Below are 15,041 nucleotides of genomic sequence, written 5' to 3'. Positions count from 1 at the left end.
CTGACTAAAAATACCACGGGGGAGGCCAAAGGCCGGGGGCAGCGCCCCAATCCCCCTTTCGTCTCCCGCGCGCCGCATCTAACGTGGCGGGCGGGAACGAGAGGGACACCGACATGTACGACCTGGCCGTCATGGGCGCATGGCTGGAATTCGCAGTGCGCTGGCTGCATGTGATCACGGCCATCGCGTGGATCGGGTCGTCGTTCTATTTCATCGCGCTGGATCTGGGCCTGCACCGGGATCGCAACCTGCAAAGCGGCGCGGATGGCGAGGAATGGCAGGTCCATGGCGGCGGGTTTTACCACATCCAGAAGTATCTGGTGGCCCCCGCTGGCATGCCTGACGGGTTGATCTGGCACAAATGGCAAAGCTACTGGACCTGGATCAGCGGGTTCATCCTGCTTGTGCTGGTCTATTATCTGGGGGCCGAGTTTTACTTGATCGACCCCAATGTGATGGATCTGGCGACGTGGCAGGCGGTGGGCATTTCGCTTGTCTCACTGGCCGCCGGTTGGATGATTTACAATACGCTCTGCAAGGTCTTCGTGAACGCCGACCAGACCGTTCTGATGGTGGCGCTGTTCGCCGTGCTCATCGCGATGTCGTGGTTCTACACACAGGTGTTCACCGGTCGCGCCGCCCTTCTGCATCTGGGCGCGTTCACGGCCACGATCATGTCGGGCAACGTGTTCTTCATCATCATCCCGAACCAGAAGATCGTGGTGGCCGATCTGATGGCCGGGCGCACGCCCGATGCGATCTACGGCAAGATCGCCAAACAGCGCTCAACCCACAACAACTACCTCACGCTGCCGGTCATCTTCCTGATGCTCTCCAACCACTACCCGCTCGCTTTTGCGTCCGAATGGAACTGGGTGATCGCCAGCCTCGTCTTCCTCATGGGCGTCACGATCCGGCACTGGTTCAACACCCACCATTCGCGCAAAGGGAACCCGCACTGGACGTGGGGCGTGACGGTGATCCTGTTCATCCTGATTGCGTGGCTGTCCACGGTCCCCACGGATGACCGGGAGGCGGCCGTGGTCACCCGCTTTGCAGAGGTGCCGGGTTTCACGGATGTCCACAACATCGTGCTGGGCCGGTGCAGCATGTGCCACGCAGCCGAACCTGTGTGGCCGGGCCTGCATTGGGCGCCCAAAGGTGTGGTGCTGGAGACGGAGGCCGATCTGACGCGGCAGGCCCGCGCGGTGTACCTGCAATCGGGCGTCAGTCACGCGATGCCGCCCGCAAACCTCAGCTACATGGAAGACGACGAACGCGCCGCCATCGTTGCGTGGTATCGCAACGCAATCGGCGGCTGAACCGCTGGTCGAATCGGCGCGCCACATGCTAAGTCTTGTGGCATGAACACCCACGCCCCCAACATACGTCCTGTTATCCGACAGTTGGACGATGCAGCAATCAACCGCATCGCGGCGGGCGAAGTGGTGGAACGCCCGGCCTCTGCCGTCAAGGAACTGGTTGAAAACGCGATAGATGCCGGGGCCAAACGCATCTCCGTTGATGTGGCGGACGGGGGCAAGACCCTGATCCGGGTGACGGACGATGGGTGCGGTATCGCTGCTGGTGACCTGCCCCTCGCGCTCAGCCGCCATGCCACGTCCAAGATCGACGGCAGTGACCTTTTGAACATCCACACCTTCGGGTTCCGGGGTGAGGCATTGCCGAGCCTTGGCGCGGTCGGGCGTTTGACCATCACCAGCCGCGTGCCGGGTGAGGCAGCGGCAGAGATCAGCGTCGCCGGGGGCGAGATGAGCGCCGTGAAACCCGCCGCTTTGAACGGCGGCACGGTCATCACCCTGCGTGACCTTTTCTATGCCACGCCTGCGCGTCTGAAATTCCTGCGCACCGACCGGGCCGAGGCACAGGCGATCACCGACATCATCAAGCGCCTCGCCATGGCCGAGCCTTTCATCAGGTTCGAGCTGCGAGATGTGTCGAACGATCCGCGCACTGTGTTCAAGGTTGAGGCGCAAAGCGGTGACGTGATGGCAGCCCTCAAGGGGCGGTTGCGCGACGTGCTGGGGCAGGACTTTACCGACAACGCCATTGCGATTGATGCCGAGCGTGAGGGTCTGCACCTGACGGGCTACGCCGCTTTGCCAACCTATTCGCGCGGCGCGGCCGTGGCGCAGTTTCTCTATGTGAACGGCCGCCCGGTGAAGGACAAGCTGCTGACGGGTGCGCTCCGGGCCGCCTATTTCGATTTTCTTAGCCGCGACCGGCACCCGGCGGCGGCCCTGTTCGTGGATTGCGACCCGCAGCTGGTCGACGTGAACGTGCACCCCGCCAAGTCCGAAGTACGGTTTCGCGACCCCGGCACGGCGCGCGGCTTGATCGTGTCGGGTCTACGCCACGCGCTGGCGGATGCGGGGCACCGGGCGTCTACAACCGTTGCAGGCGCGACGCTGGGCGCGATGCGGCCCGAACCAACCGAGCCGCGTGTGTATCAGATGGACAGGCCCAGCCTTGGTCCCCGCGGGGACAGCGGCTTTGCCGAGATGGCGCAGGACTTCAGCGCGCAGGTGGTCGAAACAGCGCCGATGGAAGAACCCGAGGATCTGCCTCTTGGCGTCGCGCGGGGCCAAGTGCACGAGAATTACATCGTGGCCCAAACAGCGACAGGCATGGTGATCGTGGACCAGCATGCGGCGCACGAACGTCTGGTCTATGAAAAGCTGAAACGCCAGATGGCCGAGAACGGCGTGGCAGCACAGGCATTGTTGATCCCCGAGATCGTAAGCCTGTCCTCCGGCGATTGCGCGCGGCTGTTGGAGGTTGCCGACGATCTGGCGCGCTTCGGTCTGGGCATCGAAGCCTTTGGCGGGGACGCCATCGCCGTGCGCGAAACGCCGGCCATTCTGGGTGAGGTCGATGCCAAGGCGATGATCCACGACATTCTGGATGAGTTGGCCGATCTTGGGTCCTCGCAATCCGTGCAAGCGCAAGTCGAAGCGATCCTGTCCCGCGTGGCCTGCCACGGCTCCATCCGGTCGGGTCGCTGGATGCGGGCCGAGGAAATGAATGCGCTTCTGCGTGAAATGGAGGCGACGCCGCATTCCGGCCAGTGCAATCACGGGCGGCCCACCTATGTAGAACTCAAGCTGGCCGATATCGAACGGCTGTTCGGACGCACATGATCCAGATTGGCGACATGACATTTGACACTAGCGACCCGCTGGTTGTGGCCGCTCTGGTCGGGGCCAGTGCTCTGGTGCTGATCGTTTTGCTGTTGATCCTCGCCTTGCGCGCCGCTGGTCGGTCTGCACGGGCGACAGAGCCGCTGGCGCAGCAATTGGGCTATCTCGGACAGCATGTACAGGGTCTGGCGCAGGGGCAGGAAGGCCTGCGCGCCTCGATCCAGACGGTGTCCGACACTGCTACCAACGGGCAGGCACAACTGGCCCAGACGGTCGAACAACGCCTTGGCGCGGTGCAGCAGCAGATGCAGGAACGGCTGGCCGACAACGCGATGCGCAGCCAGCGCAGCCTGACCGAAATGCAGGAGCGGATGAAGGAAACCCTGCACGGGAGTTCCAAGCAAACGACCACCAGCCTGACGCAACTCCAGGAACGCCTGGCCGCCATCGACAAGGCGCAAGATAACATCACCAAACTGTCGGGCGATGTATTGAGCCTGCAAGACATCCTGTCGAACAAGCAGACACGCGGTGCCTTTGGGGAAATCCAGCTGCGCGACATTGTGGGCAAGGCGCTGCCCAAGGACAGCTATGCCTGGCAGCCGACGCTGTCGAACGGCAAGCGCGCGGATTGCATGGTGCATCTGCCGAACCCACCGGGGCCGATTGTGATCGATTCAAAGTTCCCGCTGGAAGCCTATGAAGCGCTGCGCCGGGCCGAGACGGATCAGGATCTGAAGTTGGCTGTCGCCGCGATGAAAACGGCTGTCAAAAAACACATCGCCGACATCTCGGACAAATACATCATCGACGGTGAAACAGCCGATGGTGCGCTGATGTTCCTGCCGTCCGAAGCGGTCTATGCTGAACTGCACGCCAACTTCCCCGATCTGGTGCGCGAAGGGTTCGACAAGCGCGTGTGGATCGTATCGCCCACGACCTGCATGGCGACGCTGAACACGATGCGCGCGATCCTCAAGGATGCGCGGATGCGCGAACAGGCGGGGGCCATTCGCAAGGAATTGTCGATGCTGGTGACGGATGTGGACCGGCTGGGCACGCGTGTGGGCAATCTGGACCGGCACTTTTCCCAAGCCTCCAAAGACATCGAAGACATCAAGATCAGCGCCGAAAAGGCGGGCAAGCGGGCCAACCGGCTGGACAATTTCGATTTCGAGGAACTGGAAGACCAAGCCACTCTCGCGCTGAACAGCAGCGCGCCAGCGGCGGAATGACCCCCCAGGCACAACGGATTTTCTTCGAAGCCGAAGCGCAGGCGGAACACCTGATCGGCATTCTGCGGCTGATCATTTCCAGTTCTTTGGGCGTTGTCCTGCTCGTGGCACTGTGGTTCACGGGGATGCCGCAATCTGAGGTGCTGGAACAGCAACTGCTTTATGCCGCCTTCACCATGGCCAGCTATTTCGGGTTGGGCACTGTCATCATCCTGTTGATCCGCAGCGGTCAGTTCCGCGCGTGGATGGCGTGGCCATCGGCGCTGATCGACTGTGTTTTCATTCTGCTTGGGTCATGGCTCAGCCTGTCGAACATGGGCCTGTCGGGCCAGTTCATTTCCGCCTTCCCGACGATCTGGTTGATCCCTGTCGTGCTGGCCTGCGGCGCGTTGCGGTTCAATCCGGCGCTTTTGGCCTGCATGTCCGTGGTGCTGATCGTCGGTTTTTCGGTGATCCTGAACATTCCGTTTCTGGGCCCTGAAACCGAAGCGCGGGAGGGGCTGCGCTTTCTCTTTGGCTGGCCGCCCAATGTGGTGCGGATCGTCATGATCTCTTTGGCGGCGATTGTGCTGGTGGCCGCGTCCATGCGCATTCGGGCGCTGTTGCGCCGGTCGATTGACGAGGCGCAGGCCCGCGGGCAGCTGACCCGGTTTCTGCCGACGGAACTGGATGACCAACTGGCCGTGCGGGGACTGGATGCCATGCGGGCGGGTGAACAAAAGCGTATGGCAATTCTGTTCATCGACATACGGGGCTTCACGGCGCTGGCAGAAACCATGGCCCCGCCTGATTTGTCGGCCTTTCTGGCACGTTACCGGGCGTGCATTTCCAAGGCGGCGGATGCAACGGGGGGGATCGTGGACAAGTTCGTGGGCGACGGCGCGATGATCATCTTTGATGACCGGCACGCAGATGCGGCGACCTGTGCGGTCGCTTTTGCCCATGACGTTCTGGCCCATTTCGATGAGGTGCCCCTTGGGATCGGCATTCACTTGGGCAATGTCTTTGCCGGCGTCGTCGGGGACGAGGGCCGCCTGGAACACACGGTTCTGGGGGACACGGTGAACGTCGCGGCCCGGCTTGAGGCGGCGACCAAGGCCGAAGGCATGGCGCTGCTTGTATCAGAGGACGTGATGCAAGCCCTCGATCATCGCGAGCCGGGGTGGCAACATATTCCGTCACTCACGCTGCCGGGTCGTCAGGGCAGCATTTCTGTCTGGGGTCTGTCACTGGATCAGGCGCGCGCGGCGGCCACTTCCGCGTCCTGAAGCGGGACGCGCACGCCCGGTTGCATCACATCAGGGTCGTAAGCGTCACGCGCGAACACGTCGCGCACCATGTCCCGGAAGAAATCAAGAGACAGGCTAGCATAGTCAGGGTCGACACTCGACTGGTCCCAGCGTTCGCAGAACGCCGCACAGTCGTCGAAATAGGGGTGCCCCTTGTACGCATCCCGTTTGTGCGGGTTCGCGCCCACATGCTGCCCATAATAGATCATCTGGAAATCGCCGTGTTTCTCGACCACCCATGTGCATTGCTCGCGCACACAGGATTTGAGGATCGAGGCCGCATATTCGTCGTGGTTGTAAGGGGCAAAGATGTCGCCGATGTCGTGCAGCAGGGTTGCAACCACCCAGTCGGTATCCGCCCCGTCCCGCCACGCCCGTGTGGCGGATTGGACGGAACGGCCAAGGCGTGTGACTTGATAGCCGGACAGGCTGTCATCCAGCGTTTCGAGCGCGGTCAGCAGACGGTCAGCGGTGCCGCGCGTGTATTCGATCTCGTGCGCGGTCAGGAAGTCGTAATCCTCCTTGTCGCCGTCCTTCATCGCGGTGAATTTCACATGGTCCATTAGGCGTAAATCTCCGTACTGCCCTTGGCGTCTTTCATCATGACCTTGGCCTGTGAGGCGCGGATGTCATCGTAAAGCGCCAGTGCCTCGGGCGTAAAGTTGGCAGTCGGCACCGGCACATGGATAAAATTGCCATAGGTGTCCGTGCCCCGTGCGGGCATGGCGTAGTCCTGCGCGCCGACCTCTTGCGCCATATCGGGGCGGATATAGCGGACCACGCAGGCGATACGCCGGTCGTCGGTGGTATTGGGGCCCGAGCCATGGATGGACAGGCCATGATGCAGCGACATCTGGCCGGGGTGGATTTCGATGGCGGTCTTGTCCTCGGAGGCGACGTCCACCTTCACCTCCTGGCCGCGGGACAACAGGTTGTTGGGATCAAAGTTGTCCTCGTGTTCAAGGATCGCGTTCTTGTGGCTGCCCGCGACAAAGTCCATGCAGCCGGACGCAGGTGTGGCCGGTGACAGCGCGATCCATGCCGTGACCAGCCCGTCGATGGCGCCAAGGCCCCAATAGGTCAGGTCCTGATGCATCGACACGATGTGGGCGGTGTTGGGTTCCCTGATGAAGAACTCGGTCGAATAGATCAGGATGTCGGGGCCCAAGATGCCCTCGATCACATCCAATATGGCGGGATCACGCGCGATGCGGACGGCCATTGGCATGACCACGTGGGCGTTGACGCGTTTGTAGGTGTTGAGCGGGTGAGGCAGGTCCGCCATATGATACGCAGCTTCTATATGTTCCAGCTCAGCGCGGGCAGCATGGGCCGTGTCAACGGAAATAGACGGCAGCGGAAAGAGAAACCCGTCTTGCCAATACTGCGCTTGTTGATTGGCGCTGAGCCGACCTGCGGACAAGGTATGAGACGAAAGCATGGTGCCTCCTGACCTTTTGACGTGGTCAGGGTTGGCACATGGTGCGCGCAATTCTGTTCCGAGGGCGACAAAAGCACCGTCGGATTTTGACGGGCGACACGTCCGTCTTACACGGTGGGTGGGAAGAGTAGGGCGGAGGTACCCTCCGCCAGACCTCAGATGCGTGCGAACCGTTGTGCGATCTTGGGTAGTAGCCCTTGGAAGCGCAGTGGCGCGTCCGTCACGGCTAGGCAGATGCAATCTTCATGGATGTCGGCCACGGGCGTGTGGTGCAGATCGCTGTCGGCCACTTCCACATCGCCACGGGCGAAATAGTCATCTTCGTCCTGAAACGCGCCCTGCAACACCATCGTCATCTCGGTGCCGTGGTGGCCGTGGTCGGGCATCGCCGCACCTGCCGGGATATAAAGCAGACGGGCCGAGGCATCTTTCGACGTGGGCAGGATCGCCTGTTTCACGCCCATGCCAATCGACCGCCATTTAACACTGTCAAGGCCGCCGCCCACGTAGTCTTGCAGCGGTTTCGGCAGCACAACGTCACGGCTGCGGGGTTTGCGGATCTCATCAGGGGCACCGCCGGCAATCAGCGCCATCGTGGCGGCAAAGCTGCCCGGAGTGAGCGAAATATCGTTGCCGGGTGTCTGGTCCAGTACAGCACCGCCAACAGCATCGTAGCTTTCGACTTGCGCCCGACACGCATCGCAAAGCGACACATGTGTAGCAACCATAAGGTTGAAGGCCTCGGGTAACGTCCCCGCAGCATAGCCCATCAGGATGTTATCCGTCAGGTGATGTGTGATCTGTTGTGTCATATCCGTCACTTCATCGCGTGGCGCAATCGTTCAAGCGCCAATCTAATCCTAGATTTGATCGTGCCCAGGGGCAGACCGGTTTGTTCGGCGATTTCACTGTGGGACAGATCCCCGAAATACGCCTTTTGTATCAATTCCCGCTGGGCTGCAGGCAGTTCAGAGATTGCCCGACCCAACTGTTCGCTTTCCTGTTGCAAGGCCATCACATCGGCCTGATCAGGTTCTTCTTCAGGGCCCCATGCCAAATCTTCAGGCTCAGGGCGGCGCTGCTTGCGCAGCACGTCGATCTTTCGGTTCCGCGCAATGGTGAAGATCCATGTCGCCACCGAGGCCCGCGCGGGGTCAAACATGTGCGCCTTGTGCCAGCAGGTCGCCAGCACCTCCTGGGCGCATTCTTCTGCCAGCGACGCATCCGCGCCCGACTTCATCAGGAACCCTTTGACCCGCGGGGCAAAGTGGTCGAACAGCGCGGCAAAGGCCGCCTGATCCTGATCGTCGCGAATACGAACCATGTGGTCGACCCACTGCATTCGTTTTGCATCGCTGTCTTGCATGAGTGCCGGTCCTGTCGCCGCCCCCGGAATGATACCGATGGACAGCTGCGCATCTGTCTTTGACGTGTCTAAACCCGCAAACATAAACCGTCTACGCGACACAAAGTGCTTCGGATCAAAAATAAAAGTCTGGTTATTGTGCATCCGGTTGCGTCATGCCTGCGTAGATAGAACAAACCTTGGGACGTACGGGAACTGACGACTTATGCCATTTGAAATTGCTGCCGCCGCTCCGAAACGCATTGCCGTAATCGGGGGCGGGATATCAGGGATGGGCGCTGCCCATACTCTTGCGTCCGACCACCATGTCACCTTATTCGAAGCAGAGCCGCGCTTGGGCGGGCACGCTCGCACCATAATGGCGGGCAAACGCGGCGATCAGCCGGTGGATACGGGGTTTCTGGTGTTCAACTACGCCAACTACCCCAACATGGCCCGCCTATTCGATGAACTGGACGTGCCTGTCGTGAAGTCGAACATGAGCTTTGGCGCATCCATCGACGGCGGGCGGCTGGAATACGGCCTCGCCAGCCTGGATGCGCTTTTTGCCCAACGTCGCAATGCGCTGAACCCAAAGTTTCTTGGCATGGTCAGGGACATCCTGCGGTTCAACAAGAACGCCCTGCGTTTCGCGAATGAAGATCGAACGCGCACCGTCGCGCAGTTTCTGGACGTGATGGGGACGGGAGACTGGTTCCGCGATTTCTATCTGCTGCCGCTCAGCGGTGCGATCTGGTCCACCCCGGTGGAGAAGATCATGGATTTTCCGGCCCACGCCATGATCCAGTTCTTTGAAAACCACGCGCTTCTGAACGCCACCGGACAGCACCAGTGGTACACGGTCGATGGCGGGTCCATCGAATATGTCCGCCGGATCGAGGCGGCGATGCTGGGCAACGGCGTCGACATCCGCCTTGGTGCGCCGGTCCAGTCCGTGCGCCGCACGGAGGGCGGTGCACAGGTCAAGGCCTGGGGCGGCGAATGGGAGATGTTCGACGAGGTCATCTTTGCCACCCATTCCGACGACAGCCTGGCCCTGCTCGATGACCCGACCGAGGATGAAAAGGCCGCCCTAGGTGCTGTGAAGTACCAGCCCAATGACGTGGTTCTGCACCGCGACGACAGCATCATGCCCACGCGGCGGCAGGTCTGGTCCAGCTGGGTCTATACCGAGGACAAGGGCGCGCAGTCCGACCGCATCGACCTGACCTATTGGATCAACTCGCTGCAACCGATCCCGATGGACGACATGCACTTTGTCACCCTGAACACCAAACGCACGATCCGCGAGGAGTTGATTTACGACCAGACGGTGCTGCGCCATCCGGTCTATGATCTGGCCGCACTGGCCGCGCAGGATCAGGTGCGCGCGATGAATGGGTCCAACAACACGTGGTATTGTGGCGCATGGATGCGGCACGGGTTCCACGAAGATGGCCTGACTGCGGGTCTGGACGTGGCCCGCGCACTGCTGCGCACACCGCAATTGCAGGTGGCCGCGGAATGACGGCGACCGTCGATCATATCGCGGGCGTGACGTTTCACGGGCGCAAGGGGGGCATCGAGAATGCCTTTCGCTACAGCGTCGATTACATGCTGCTGGACGCCGAGGCTGAGCTGCGTGTGCCGCGCCTGTTCGGGCGCAATACGCGCGGGCTGATGGCGTTGGATGATGTGGATCACGGCGGCGCACCGCACCAGGGACGGGGGGCTGCGTGGGTGCGCGACGTGCTGCAGGCCCACCAGATCAACGGCGTGGCACGCATTGAACTTCTGGCCCAGCCCAAGGTCATGGGCTATGTATTCAACCCCGTCAGCTTCTGGCTGTGCCGCCGTGAAGATGATCAGATGATCGCCGTGATCGCTGAGGTGACGAACACGTTTGGCGACCGCCACAGTTACTTGGTGAACCACTCCGACCTGCGGCCCATCGCAGCCGAAGACCGGATGCAGGCGACCAAGATTTTCCATGTCTCGCCCTTCCAACCTGTTGAAGGTGGGTATGAATTTCGCTTCGACATCCGGGATGACCGGATCGGCGTTTGGATTGACTACACCCGCGGCGAAGGTGGGCTGATCGCCACATTGACCGGACAGCGTTGTGCCTTGACCAACGGGCGCATTCTGCGCGCGGTCCTGCGCCGTCCGTTCGGGTCGCGCCGTGTGCTGGCGCTGATCCACTGGCAGGCGCTGAAACTCTGGTGGAAACGCGCCACCTATCGCGCGCGCCCCGTGCCCCCGTCCAAGGAAGTGTCGCGGTGAGCAATGCGCAGCCCACACGTCTGCCCGCCTATGCGGTCTTCGCCGCGTTGCTGAGTGCGGCCGGGCTGCCGATCTATATCCATGCGCCGAAGTTTTACGTTGACGAATACGGTGTGTCGCTGGCCGCTTTGGGCGCTGTCTTATTTGGCTTGCGGCTGCTTGATGTGGTGCAGGATCCGCTGTTCGGGCGGATGTCCGAGGCGCTGCGCTCGCGGCGCGGTTTGGCGATTCTGATCGGCTCGACGGTAATGGCGGTGTCGATGCTGGGCCTGTTTGCTGTGCCGCCGCTTCTGCCGCCGCTGGTGTGGTTCGGCCTGATGCTGACGGGCGTGTTTTCGGCGTTCTCTTTCCTGACAATCAACTTCTATGCCCAAGGTGTGGTCAAGGCGGATCGGCTGCCCGGTCAGGGGCATTTGATGCTGGCGCGCTGGCGCGAGACCGGCGCGTTGCTGGGCGTTTGCTTGGCCGCGATTGCGCCTGTGATGCTGGGCGGTTTCATGGGCGCGCCCTTTGCCGGGTTCGCGGTTGGCTTTCTGGTTCTGGCCTTGGCCGCGGTCGTGATGATGCGCGGCGAATGGGTCAGCGATGGCCTGCCGCCGTCGGTCGGGTTCAAGGCCGTTTTGGGCGATGCGCTGGCGCGGAAACTGTTGTTGATCGCGCTGGTCAACGCAGCGCCCGTGGCCGTCAGTTCGACTCTGTTCCTGTTCTTCGTGGAAAGCCGACTGCAGGCCCCCGGTTTCGAAGGACCGCTATTGCTTTTGTTCTTTCTCTCCGCGGCCTTGGCAGCCCCCGTCTGGGGTCGGCTGGCGGAACGTTACGGTCCCAAATCGGTTCTTCTGTCTGCAATGGTGCTGGCCATTTTTGCCTTTGGGTGGGCTGTCACCCTTGGCCCCGGCGACTGGGTTGCGTTTGCCATCATCTGTGCGCTGTCGGGGGCCACGCTGGGGGCCGATCTGACCGTGCTGCCTGCCGTTTTTGCCACCCGCATGGCCCGCATCAGCCCCTCGGCATCCGAAGGGTTTGGCCTGTGGTCCTTTGTGTCGAAATTCACCCTGGCCTTTGCCGCTGTCACCCTGCTGCCCGCGCTTGAGCGGGCGGGGTTTGACAGCGGTGCGGCCACGCACCCGCCCGAAGCGCTTGCGCTTCTCACGCTGCTGTATGCAGCCGTGCCTTGTGGCCTCAAGGTTGTGGCCATTGCGCTGCTTGCCACGACCGATCTGAAGGAGACCTGAGATGGACGGACTGATCTTTGCCTTGCTGGGCGCTGTGCTGATCATGGCCTTTGGCTGGACACGGTCCCGCTATGCCGACTTTCTGGCCCAGAGCCCGGAGGACTACGCCACGGGCGGCCCGCAATTCGACGTGCGGAGGCATCTGAACGGACCACTCATATGCGAGGGCGTGATCTTTGGCCCGATGGGGCGCGTTTCGTCCCGGTTCGTGGGTGAGTTCGATTGCCGGTGGGAAGGCAACACCGGAACGATGGACGAGGTGTTCACCTATTGCGATGGATCGCAGCAGACCCGTGCTTGGAGTCTAACTATAGGAAATGACGGTAAAATTCTGGCGCGTGCGGATGATGTTGAGGGTGATGGAACCGGACAACAGACGGGCAGTTCGGTGCAGCTGAAATACAAGTTCCGCCTGCCGGAGGCGTCGGGGGGGCATGTGCTGGATACCGTGGATTGGATGTATCTGGCCCCGAACGGAACCATCGTGAACCGGTCGCAGTTTCGCAAATACGGGATCAAGGTGGCTGAACTTGTTGCCACCATGCGGCCCGCAAATACAGAGATGAAAGAAGCGGCATGAGTGACATATCCCTGAACGGCAAACGCTATTGGCTGGTGGGCGCGAGCGACGGTTTGGGCCGCGCATTGGCGCATCAGATGAGCCGGTCAGGGGTGGAAGTTGTCGTCTCCGCACGGTCCGAGGACAAGCTGAAAGAGCTGGTTGATGAACTGCCCGGCAAAGCGTCGTATCAGACCATCGATATTGCCGATACGGACAGTGTGCGGGCGGCGGCAGAGGCCCTGGGTGACATTGATGGCTTGGTGCTACTGGCCGGCGTTTATTGGCCTTTTTCGGCGCGTGAATGGGATGCGGATCAGGCGATTGCCATGGCGGACATCAACTTTACCGGCTTCATGCGCGTGCTGGGAGAGGTGGTTCCGGCCTTTGTTGATAAGGACGATGGGCACATCGTCATCACCTCGTCCCTGACCGGGTTTAGGGGCCTTCCGGGGTCGATTGGGTACACCGCATCCAAGGCGGCGACCATGTCGCTGGCCGAGTGCATGCACGCCGATCTGCGCAACACTGGCGTGCGGGTGCAGGTGGCCAATCCAGGCTTCATCAAGACGCAACTGACCGACAAGAACGACTTCAAGATGCCGTTTATTATGGAGCCGGAACAGGCCGCGCGCGAGATGTTCGAGCATATGCTGACGGACGGGTTCAAGAAGAGCTTTCCGACCTTCTTTTCGCTGCTGTTTCGCGGGTCGCAGTTTCTGCCGGACTGGTTGTATTACCGCATCTTTGCCTGAGGTCCATTCGGCACGCCTTATCACTTGGGCTGCGATTCTTTGTTTCCTGCGTCAGGTTGCTTGTGGCTTTAATTGTACAGCCTTCACGATGCGCTTGGCGATACGGCCCTCCGGGGGAAGTTTATCTGGCAAGATTAAGTTGATTGGTTTGCGCCAGAAATTGATTCGGATCAAGGCAGGGGGTTCCGGTTTGCCTCAGGGTCGGATCAGGAGGGTTGATCCATGGACCTTGAGATTGAGCGTGCCGTTGTGGCGCAAGTTGTATTGATGGGCCGAGAATTGGGCCGTGCCGAAGGCGAACTGCGCGGGTTGATTGATCGGCTTGACACAGATGAGCAGGCGGAGTTGGTCGCCATCATGTGGGTCGGGCGTGGTGCCTTTGAGCCAGGTGACTTTGACGAGGCGGTCGAGACGGCAGAGGCAGAGGCCACCACCCCTTGCGCGGATTACTTGCTGGGTACGCCGCACTTTGCGGATCACTTGGAAGCCGGGATGGAAGCCTTGGGTCTTCCGCTTGGTGCAGAGGAAGAGGCGTTGTTGCGGTGAGGGTTTGGGTGGGTTGCAAACCCAACCTACTGGTTGTCAGCCGGTATGGTCTACGATGGCGAGGTGTTGGGCGAGACGCGAGATTTCGTCCATCCAGTTGGCCACCAGTTGCAGATCCGATGGGGCCGCATGCACGCCGGGGGAGATAGCGCCTGATTGAGCAGCCTGCACGGCCAGTGACACCGGAATCGACACCAGTCGCGCCATGGCCGTGCCGCGTGCATCACCCCAGGCATCCATCACATATGTTTGATGCCATGCGGTGCCGTTTGCGTTATCCGCCTTGAGATCGACGCAGAGAATTACGCGGTCTGGCTCGCCCTCGTCATAGCTGTTGTCGGCCAGCATGGCGTCCGACATTTCCGCAAGCCGCGCGTCGCTTGGGTTGGTTTCAATCTCGGCAAAGACATCTTTCCAAGCCTCGGCCCAGCCATTGAGCCGGAGCGTGCCGCGGACGAATTCGTGCACCTCCCATTTTGGGTCAAAGCCGTATTCGGCCATGAAGGGCAGGCTGTCGCGGTTTGGGTAGACCTCGAACGCTTCGGGCTGGGGCAGCGGGGCGCTGTAGCTGCTGATCGCGTCCCAGGGTTTGGTGACGGTCAGTTTCTCGCCCGCGCGGATTGAGGTCGACGGGGATTTGAGCGCTTTGAGCACGCCGACGGGCGCCCAGCTGAATTTGTAGCGGAACGGATTGGCGTGTTTGGGCACGCCGCCGCAATAGGATGTGAAGCTGATCCGGTTGGCGTCGTCATAGGCATCGGAGTTCCGGTAGGCGGCGACGAGGTGGTGCGCCATGAGGTGGTCAATGCCCGGATCAAGCCCGACCTCGTTCACGAGGGCCACGCCCGCCTCTTTTGCCTTTTGGTCGAGGGCGCGCATTTCTGGCGCGATGTAGCTGGAGGAGACGAAATGCGCTTGTGCGTCGATGGCGGCCTGGGCCAGCGGGACGTGCCAGTCACCCGGCAGCATGGACACCACGGTGTCGCCGGGATGCAGGGCGGATTTGAGTGTGGGCAGGTCGAATTGGTGAATGTTTTGGGTATAGCTGCCGATCGCCTCTTCGGCCTTTTCGACTGTGCGGTTCCAGACTGTCACCGGGTAGCCCAGTTCGATGAGCCGTTTGAGACCGGGGATGGCGGAGAGGCCGGTGCCGCACCAGTGGATTGTCATGTCGGTGTCCTTTCATGCTGGTGGA

General features: G+C 61.3%; 15 protein-coding genes. 10 read left to right on the top strand and 5 right to left on the bottom strand.

What is annotated here, in order from left to right; translation table 11 throughout:
- Nucleotides 1–113: 113 nt before the first annotated feature.
- From Q1A32_RS04595 to Q1A32_RS04580, 4 genes are read left to right on the top strand one after another with little or no spacing between them, the layout of a single operon-like run.
- Nucleotides 114–1,322 carry a urate hydroxylase PuuD gene (locus Q1A32_RS04595; RefSeq protein ID WP_299650147.1) on the top strand — a complete coding sequence of 403 codons (1,209 nt, stop codon included), beginning with the start codon at nt 114–116 and terminating at the stop codon, nt 1,320–1,322.
- Between the two features lie 42 nt (nt 1,323–1,364).
- Nucleotides 1,365–3,161 (top strand): DNA mismatch repair endonuclease MutL, encoded by a 1,797-nt coding sequence (gene mutL, locus Q1A32_RS04590; protein ID WP_299650144.1) that lies wholly within the window; start codon nt 1,365–1,367, stop codon nt 3,159–3,161.
- Entirely contained in the window at nt 3,158–4,396 is a 1,239-nt protein-coding gene (locus Q1A32_RS04585) for a DNA recombination protein RmuC (RefSeq protein WP_299650140.1), read from the top strand. The genes mutL and Q1A32_RS04585 overlap by 4 nt, the downstream gene beginning before the upstream one ends.
- Nucleotides 4,393–5,664: an adenylate/guanylate cyclase domain-containing protein gene (locus Q1A32_RS04580; RefSeq protein WP_299650137.1), complete on the top strand. Its 1,272-nt coding sequence runs from the start codon at nt 4,393–4,395 to the stop codon at nt 5,662–5,664. Before Q1A32_RS04585 ends, Q1A32_RS04580 begins: the two co-directional genes overlap by 4 nt.
- On the opposite strand, the gene Q1A32_RS04575 is transcribed toward Q1A32_RS04580, so the two are convergent.
- The 4 genes from Q1A32_RS04575 to Q1A32_RS04560 form a co-directional block, all read right to left on the bottom strand.
- Nucleotides 5,631–6,248, bottom strand: coding sequence for an HD domain-containing protein (locus tag Q1A32_RS04575; protein WP_299650135.1), 618 nt, complete (start codon nt 6,246–6,248; stop codon nt 5,631–5,633). The genes Q1A32_RS04580 and Q1A32_RS04575 overlap by 34 nt on opposite strands.
- Nucleotides 6,248–7,126, bottom strand: a complete 879-nt coding sequence (locus Q1A32_RS04570) for a phytanoyl-CoA dioxygenase family protein (RefSeq protein WP_299650132.1) — start codon at nt 7,124–7,126, stop codon at nt 6,248–6,250. The genes Q1A32_RS04575 and Q1A32_RS04570 overlap by 1 nt, the downstream gene beginning before the upstream one ends.
- Before the next feature lie 155 nt (nt 7,127–7,281).
- Nucleotides 7,282–7,938, bottom strand: coding sequence for a ChrR family anti-sigma-E factor (locus Q1A32_RS04565; protein ID WP_299650128.1), 657 nt, complete (start codon nt 7,936–7,938; stop codon nt 7,282–7,284).
- Nucleotides 7,939–7,943: 5 nt separating this feature from the next.
- Complete coding sequence (locus Q1A32_RS04560) at nt 7,944–8,468, bottom strand: sigma-70 family RNA polymerase sigma factor (protein WP_299610906.1); 525 nt, start codon at nt 8,466–8,468, stop codon at nt 7,944–7,946.
- Between the two features lie 229 nt (nt 8,469–8,697).
- Here Q1A32_RS04560 and Q1A32_RS04555 point away from each other — a divergent pair, with 229 nt between their 5' ends.
- The 6 genes from Q1A32_RS04555 (at nt 8,698) to Q1A32_RS04530 (ending at nt 13,846) form a co-directional block, all read left to right on the top strand.
- A complete protein-coding gene (locus Q1A32_RS04555; protein WP_299650125.1) occupies nt 8,698–9,999 on the top strand; it encodes an NAD(P)/FAD-dependent oxidoreductase in 1,302 nt (433 codons plus the stop codon).
- Complete coding sequence (locus Q1A32_RS04550; RefSeq protein ID WP_299650122.1) at nt 9,996–10,754, top strand: DUF1365 domain-containing protein; 759 nt, start codon at nt 9,996–9,998, stop codon at nt 10,752–10,754. The genes Q1A32_RS04555 and Q1A32_RS04550 overlap by 4 nt, the downstream gene beginning before the upstream one ends.
- Nucleotides 10,751–11,986 (top strand): MFS transporter, encoded by a 1,236-nt coding sequence (locus Q1A32_RS04545; protein WP_299650119.1) that lies wholly within the window; start codon nt 10,751–10,753, stop codon nt 11,984–11,986. Before Q1A32_RS04550 ends, Q1A32_RS04545 begins: the two co-directional genes overlap by 4 nt.
- A 1-nt stretch (nt 11,987) precedes the next feature.
- Nucleotides 11,988–12,566 (top strand): DUF3833 family protein, encoded by a 579-nt coding sequence (locus Q1A32_RS04540; RefSeq protein ID WP_299650116.1) that lies wholly within the window; start codon nt 11,988–11,990, stop codon nt 12,564–12,566.
- Complete coding sequence (locus Q1A32_RS04535) at nt 12,563–13,300, top strand: SDR family oxidoreductase (protein ID WP_299650113.1); 738 nt, start codon at nt 12,563–12,565, stop codon at nt 13,298–13,300. The genes Q1A32_RS04540 and Q1A32_RS04535 overlap by 4 nt, the downstream gene beginning before the upstream one ends.
- Before the next feature lie 222 nt (nt 13,301–13,522).
- Entirely contained in the window at nt 13,523–13,846 is a 324-nt protein-coding gene (locus tag Q1A32_RS04530; RefSeq protein ID WP_299609087.1) for a DUF3775 domain-containing protein, read from the top strand.
- A gap of 36 nt (nt 13,847–13,882) precedes the next feature.
- On the opposite strand, the gene Q1A32_RS04525 is transcribed toward Q1A32_RS04530, so the two are convergent.
- Nucleotides 13,883–15,016, bottom strand: coding sequence for a saccharopine dehydrogenase C-terminal domain-containing protein (locus Q1A32_RS04525; protein WP_299650110.1), 1,134 nt, complete (start codon nt 15,014–15,016; stop codon nt 13,883–13,885).
- Between the last annotated feature and the right edge of the window lie 25 nt (nt 15,017–15,041).

Origin of the sequence: uncultured Tateyamaria sp. (genome assembly GCF_947503415.1) — a bacterium.
In the GTDB taxonomy this organism is placed as follows: Bacteria; Pseudomonadota; Alphaproteobacteria; order Rhodobacterales; family Rhodobacteraceae; genus Tateyamaria.
This window is presented reverse-complemented; position numbering and strand designations above follow the sequence as displayed.

Excerpts from the sequence above, each read along its gene's own strand:
- Q1A32_RS04595 (WP_299650147.1), top strand. The coding sequence starts at position 114 with ATGTACGACCTGGCCGTCATGGGCGCATGGCTGGAATTCGCAGTGCGC.
- mutL (WP_299650144.1), top strand. The coding sequence starts at position 1,365 with ATGAACACCCACGCCCCCAACATACGTCCTGTTATCCGACAGTTGGAC.
- Q1A32_RS04585 (WP_299650140.1), top strand. The coding sequence starts at position 3,158 with ATGATCCAGATTGGCGACATGACATTTGACACTAGCGACCCGCTGGTT.
- Q1A32_RS04580 (WP_299650137.1), top strand. The coding sequence starts at position 4,393 with ATGACCCCCCAGGCACAACGGATTTTCTTCGAAGCCGAAGCGCAGGCG.
- Q1A32_RS04575 (WP_299650135.1), bottom strand. The coding sequence starts at position 6,248 with ATGGACCATGTGAAATTCACCGCGATGAAGGACGGCGACAAGGAGGAT.
- Q1A32_RS04570 (WP_299650132.1), bottom strand. The coding sequence starts at position 7,126 with ATGCTTTCGTCTCATACCTTGTCCGCAGGTCGGCTCAGCGCCAATCAA.
- Q1A32_RS04565 (WP_299650128.1), bottom strand. The coding sequence starts at position 7,938 with ATGACACAACAGATCACACATCACCTGACGGATAACATCCTGATGGGC.
- Q1A32_RS04560 (WP_299610906.1), bottom strand. The coding sequence starts at position 8,468 with ATGCAGTGGGTCGACCACATGGTTCGTATTCGCGACGATCAGGATCAG.
- Q1A32_RS04555 (WP_299650125.1), top strand. The coding sequence starts at position 8,698 with ATGCCATTTGAAATTGCTGCCGCCGCTCCGAAACGCATTGCCGTAATC.
- Q1A32_RS04550 (WP_299650122.1), top strand. The coding sequence starts at position 9,996 with ATGACGGCGACCGTCGATCATATCGCGGGCGTGACGTTTCACGGGCGC.
- Q1A32_RS04540 (WP_299650116.1), top strand. The coding sequence starts at position 11,988 with ATGGACGGACTGATCTTTGCCTTGCTGGGCGCTGTGCTGATCATGGCC.
- Q1A32_RS04535 (WP_299650113.1), top strand. The coding sequence starts at position 12,563 with ATGAGTGACATATCCCTGAACGGCAAACGCTATTGGCTGGTGGGCGCG.
- Q1A32_RS04530 (WP_299609087.1), top strand. The coding sequence starts at position 13,523 with ATGGACCTTGAGATTGAGCGTGCCGTTGTGGCGCAAGTTGTATTGATG.
- Q1A32_RS04525 (WP_299650110.1), bottom strand. The coding sequence starts at position 15,016 with ATGACAATCCACTGGTGCGGCACCGGCCTCTCCGCCATCCCCGGTCTC.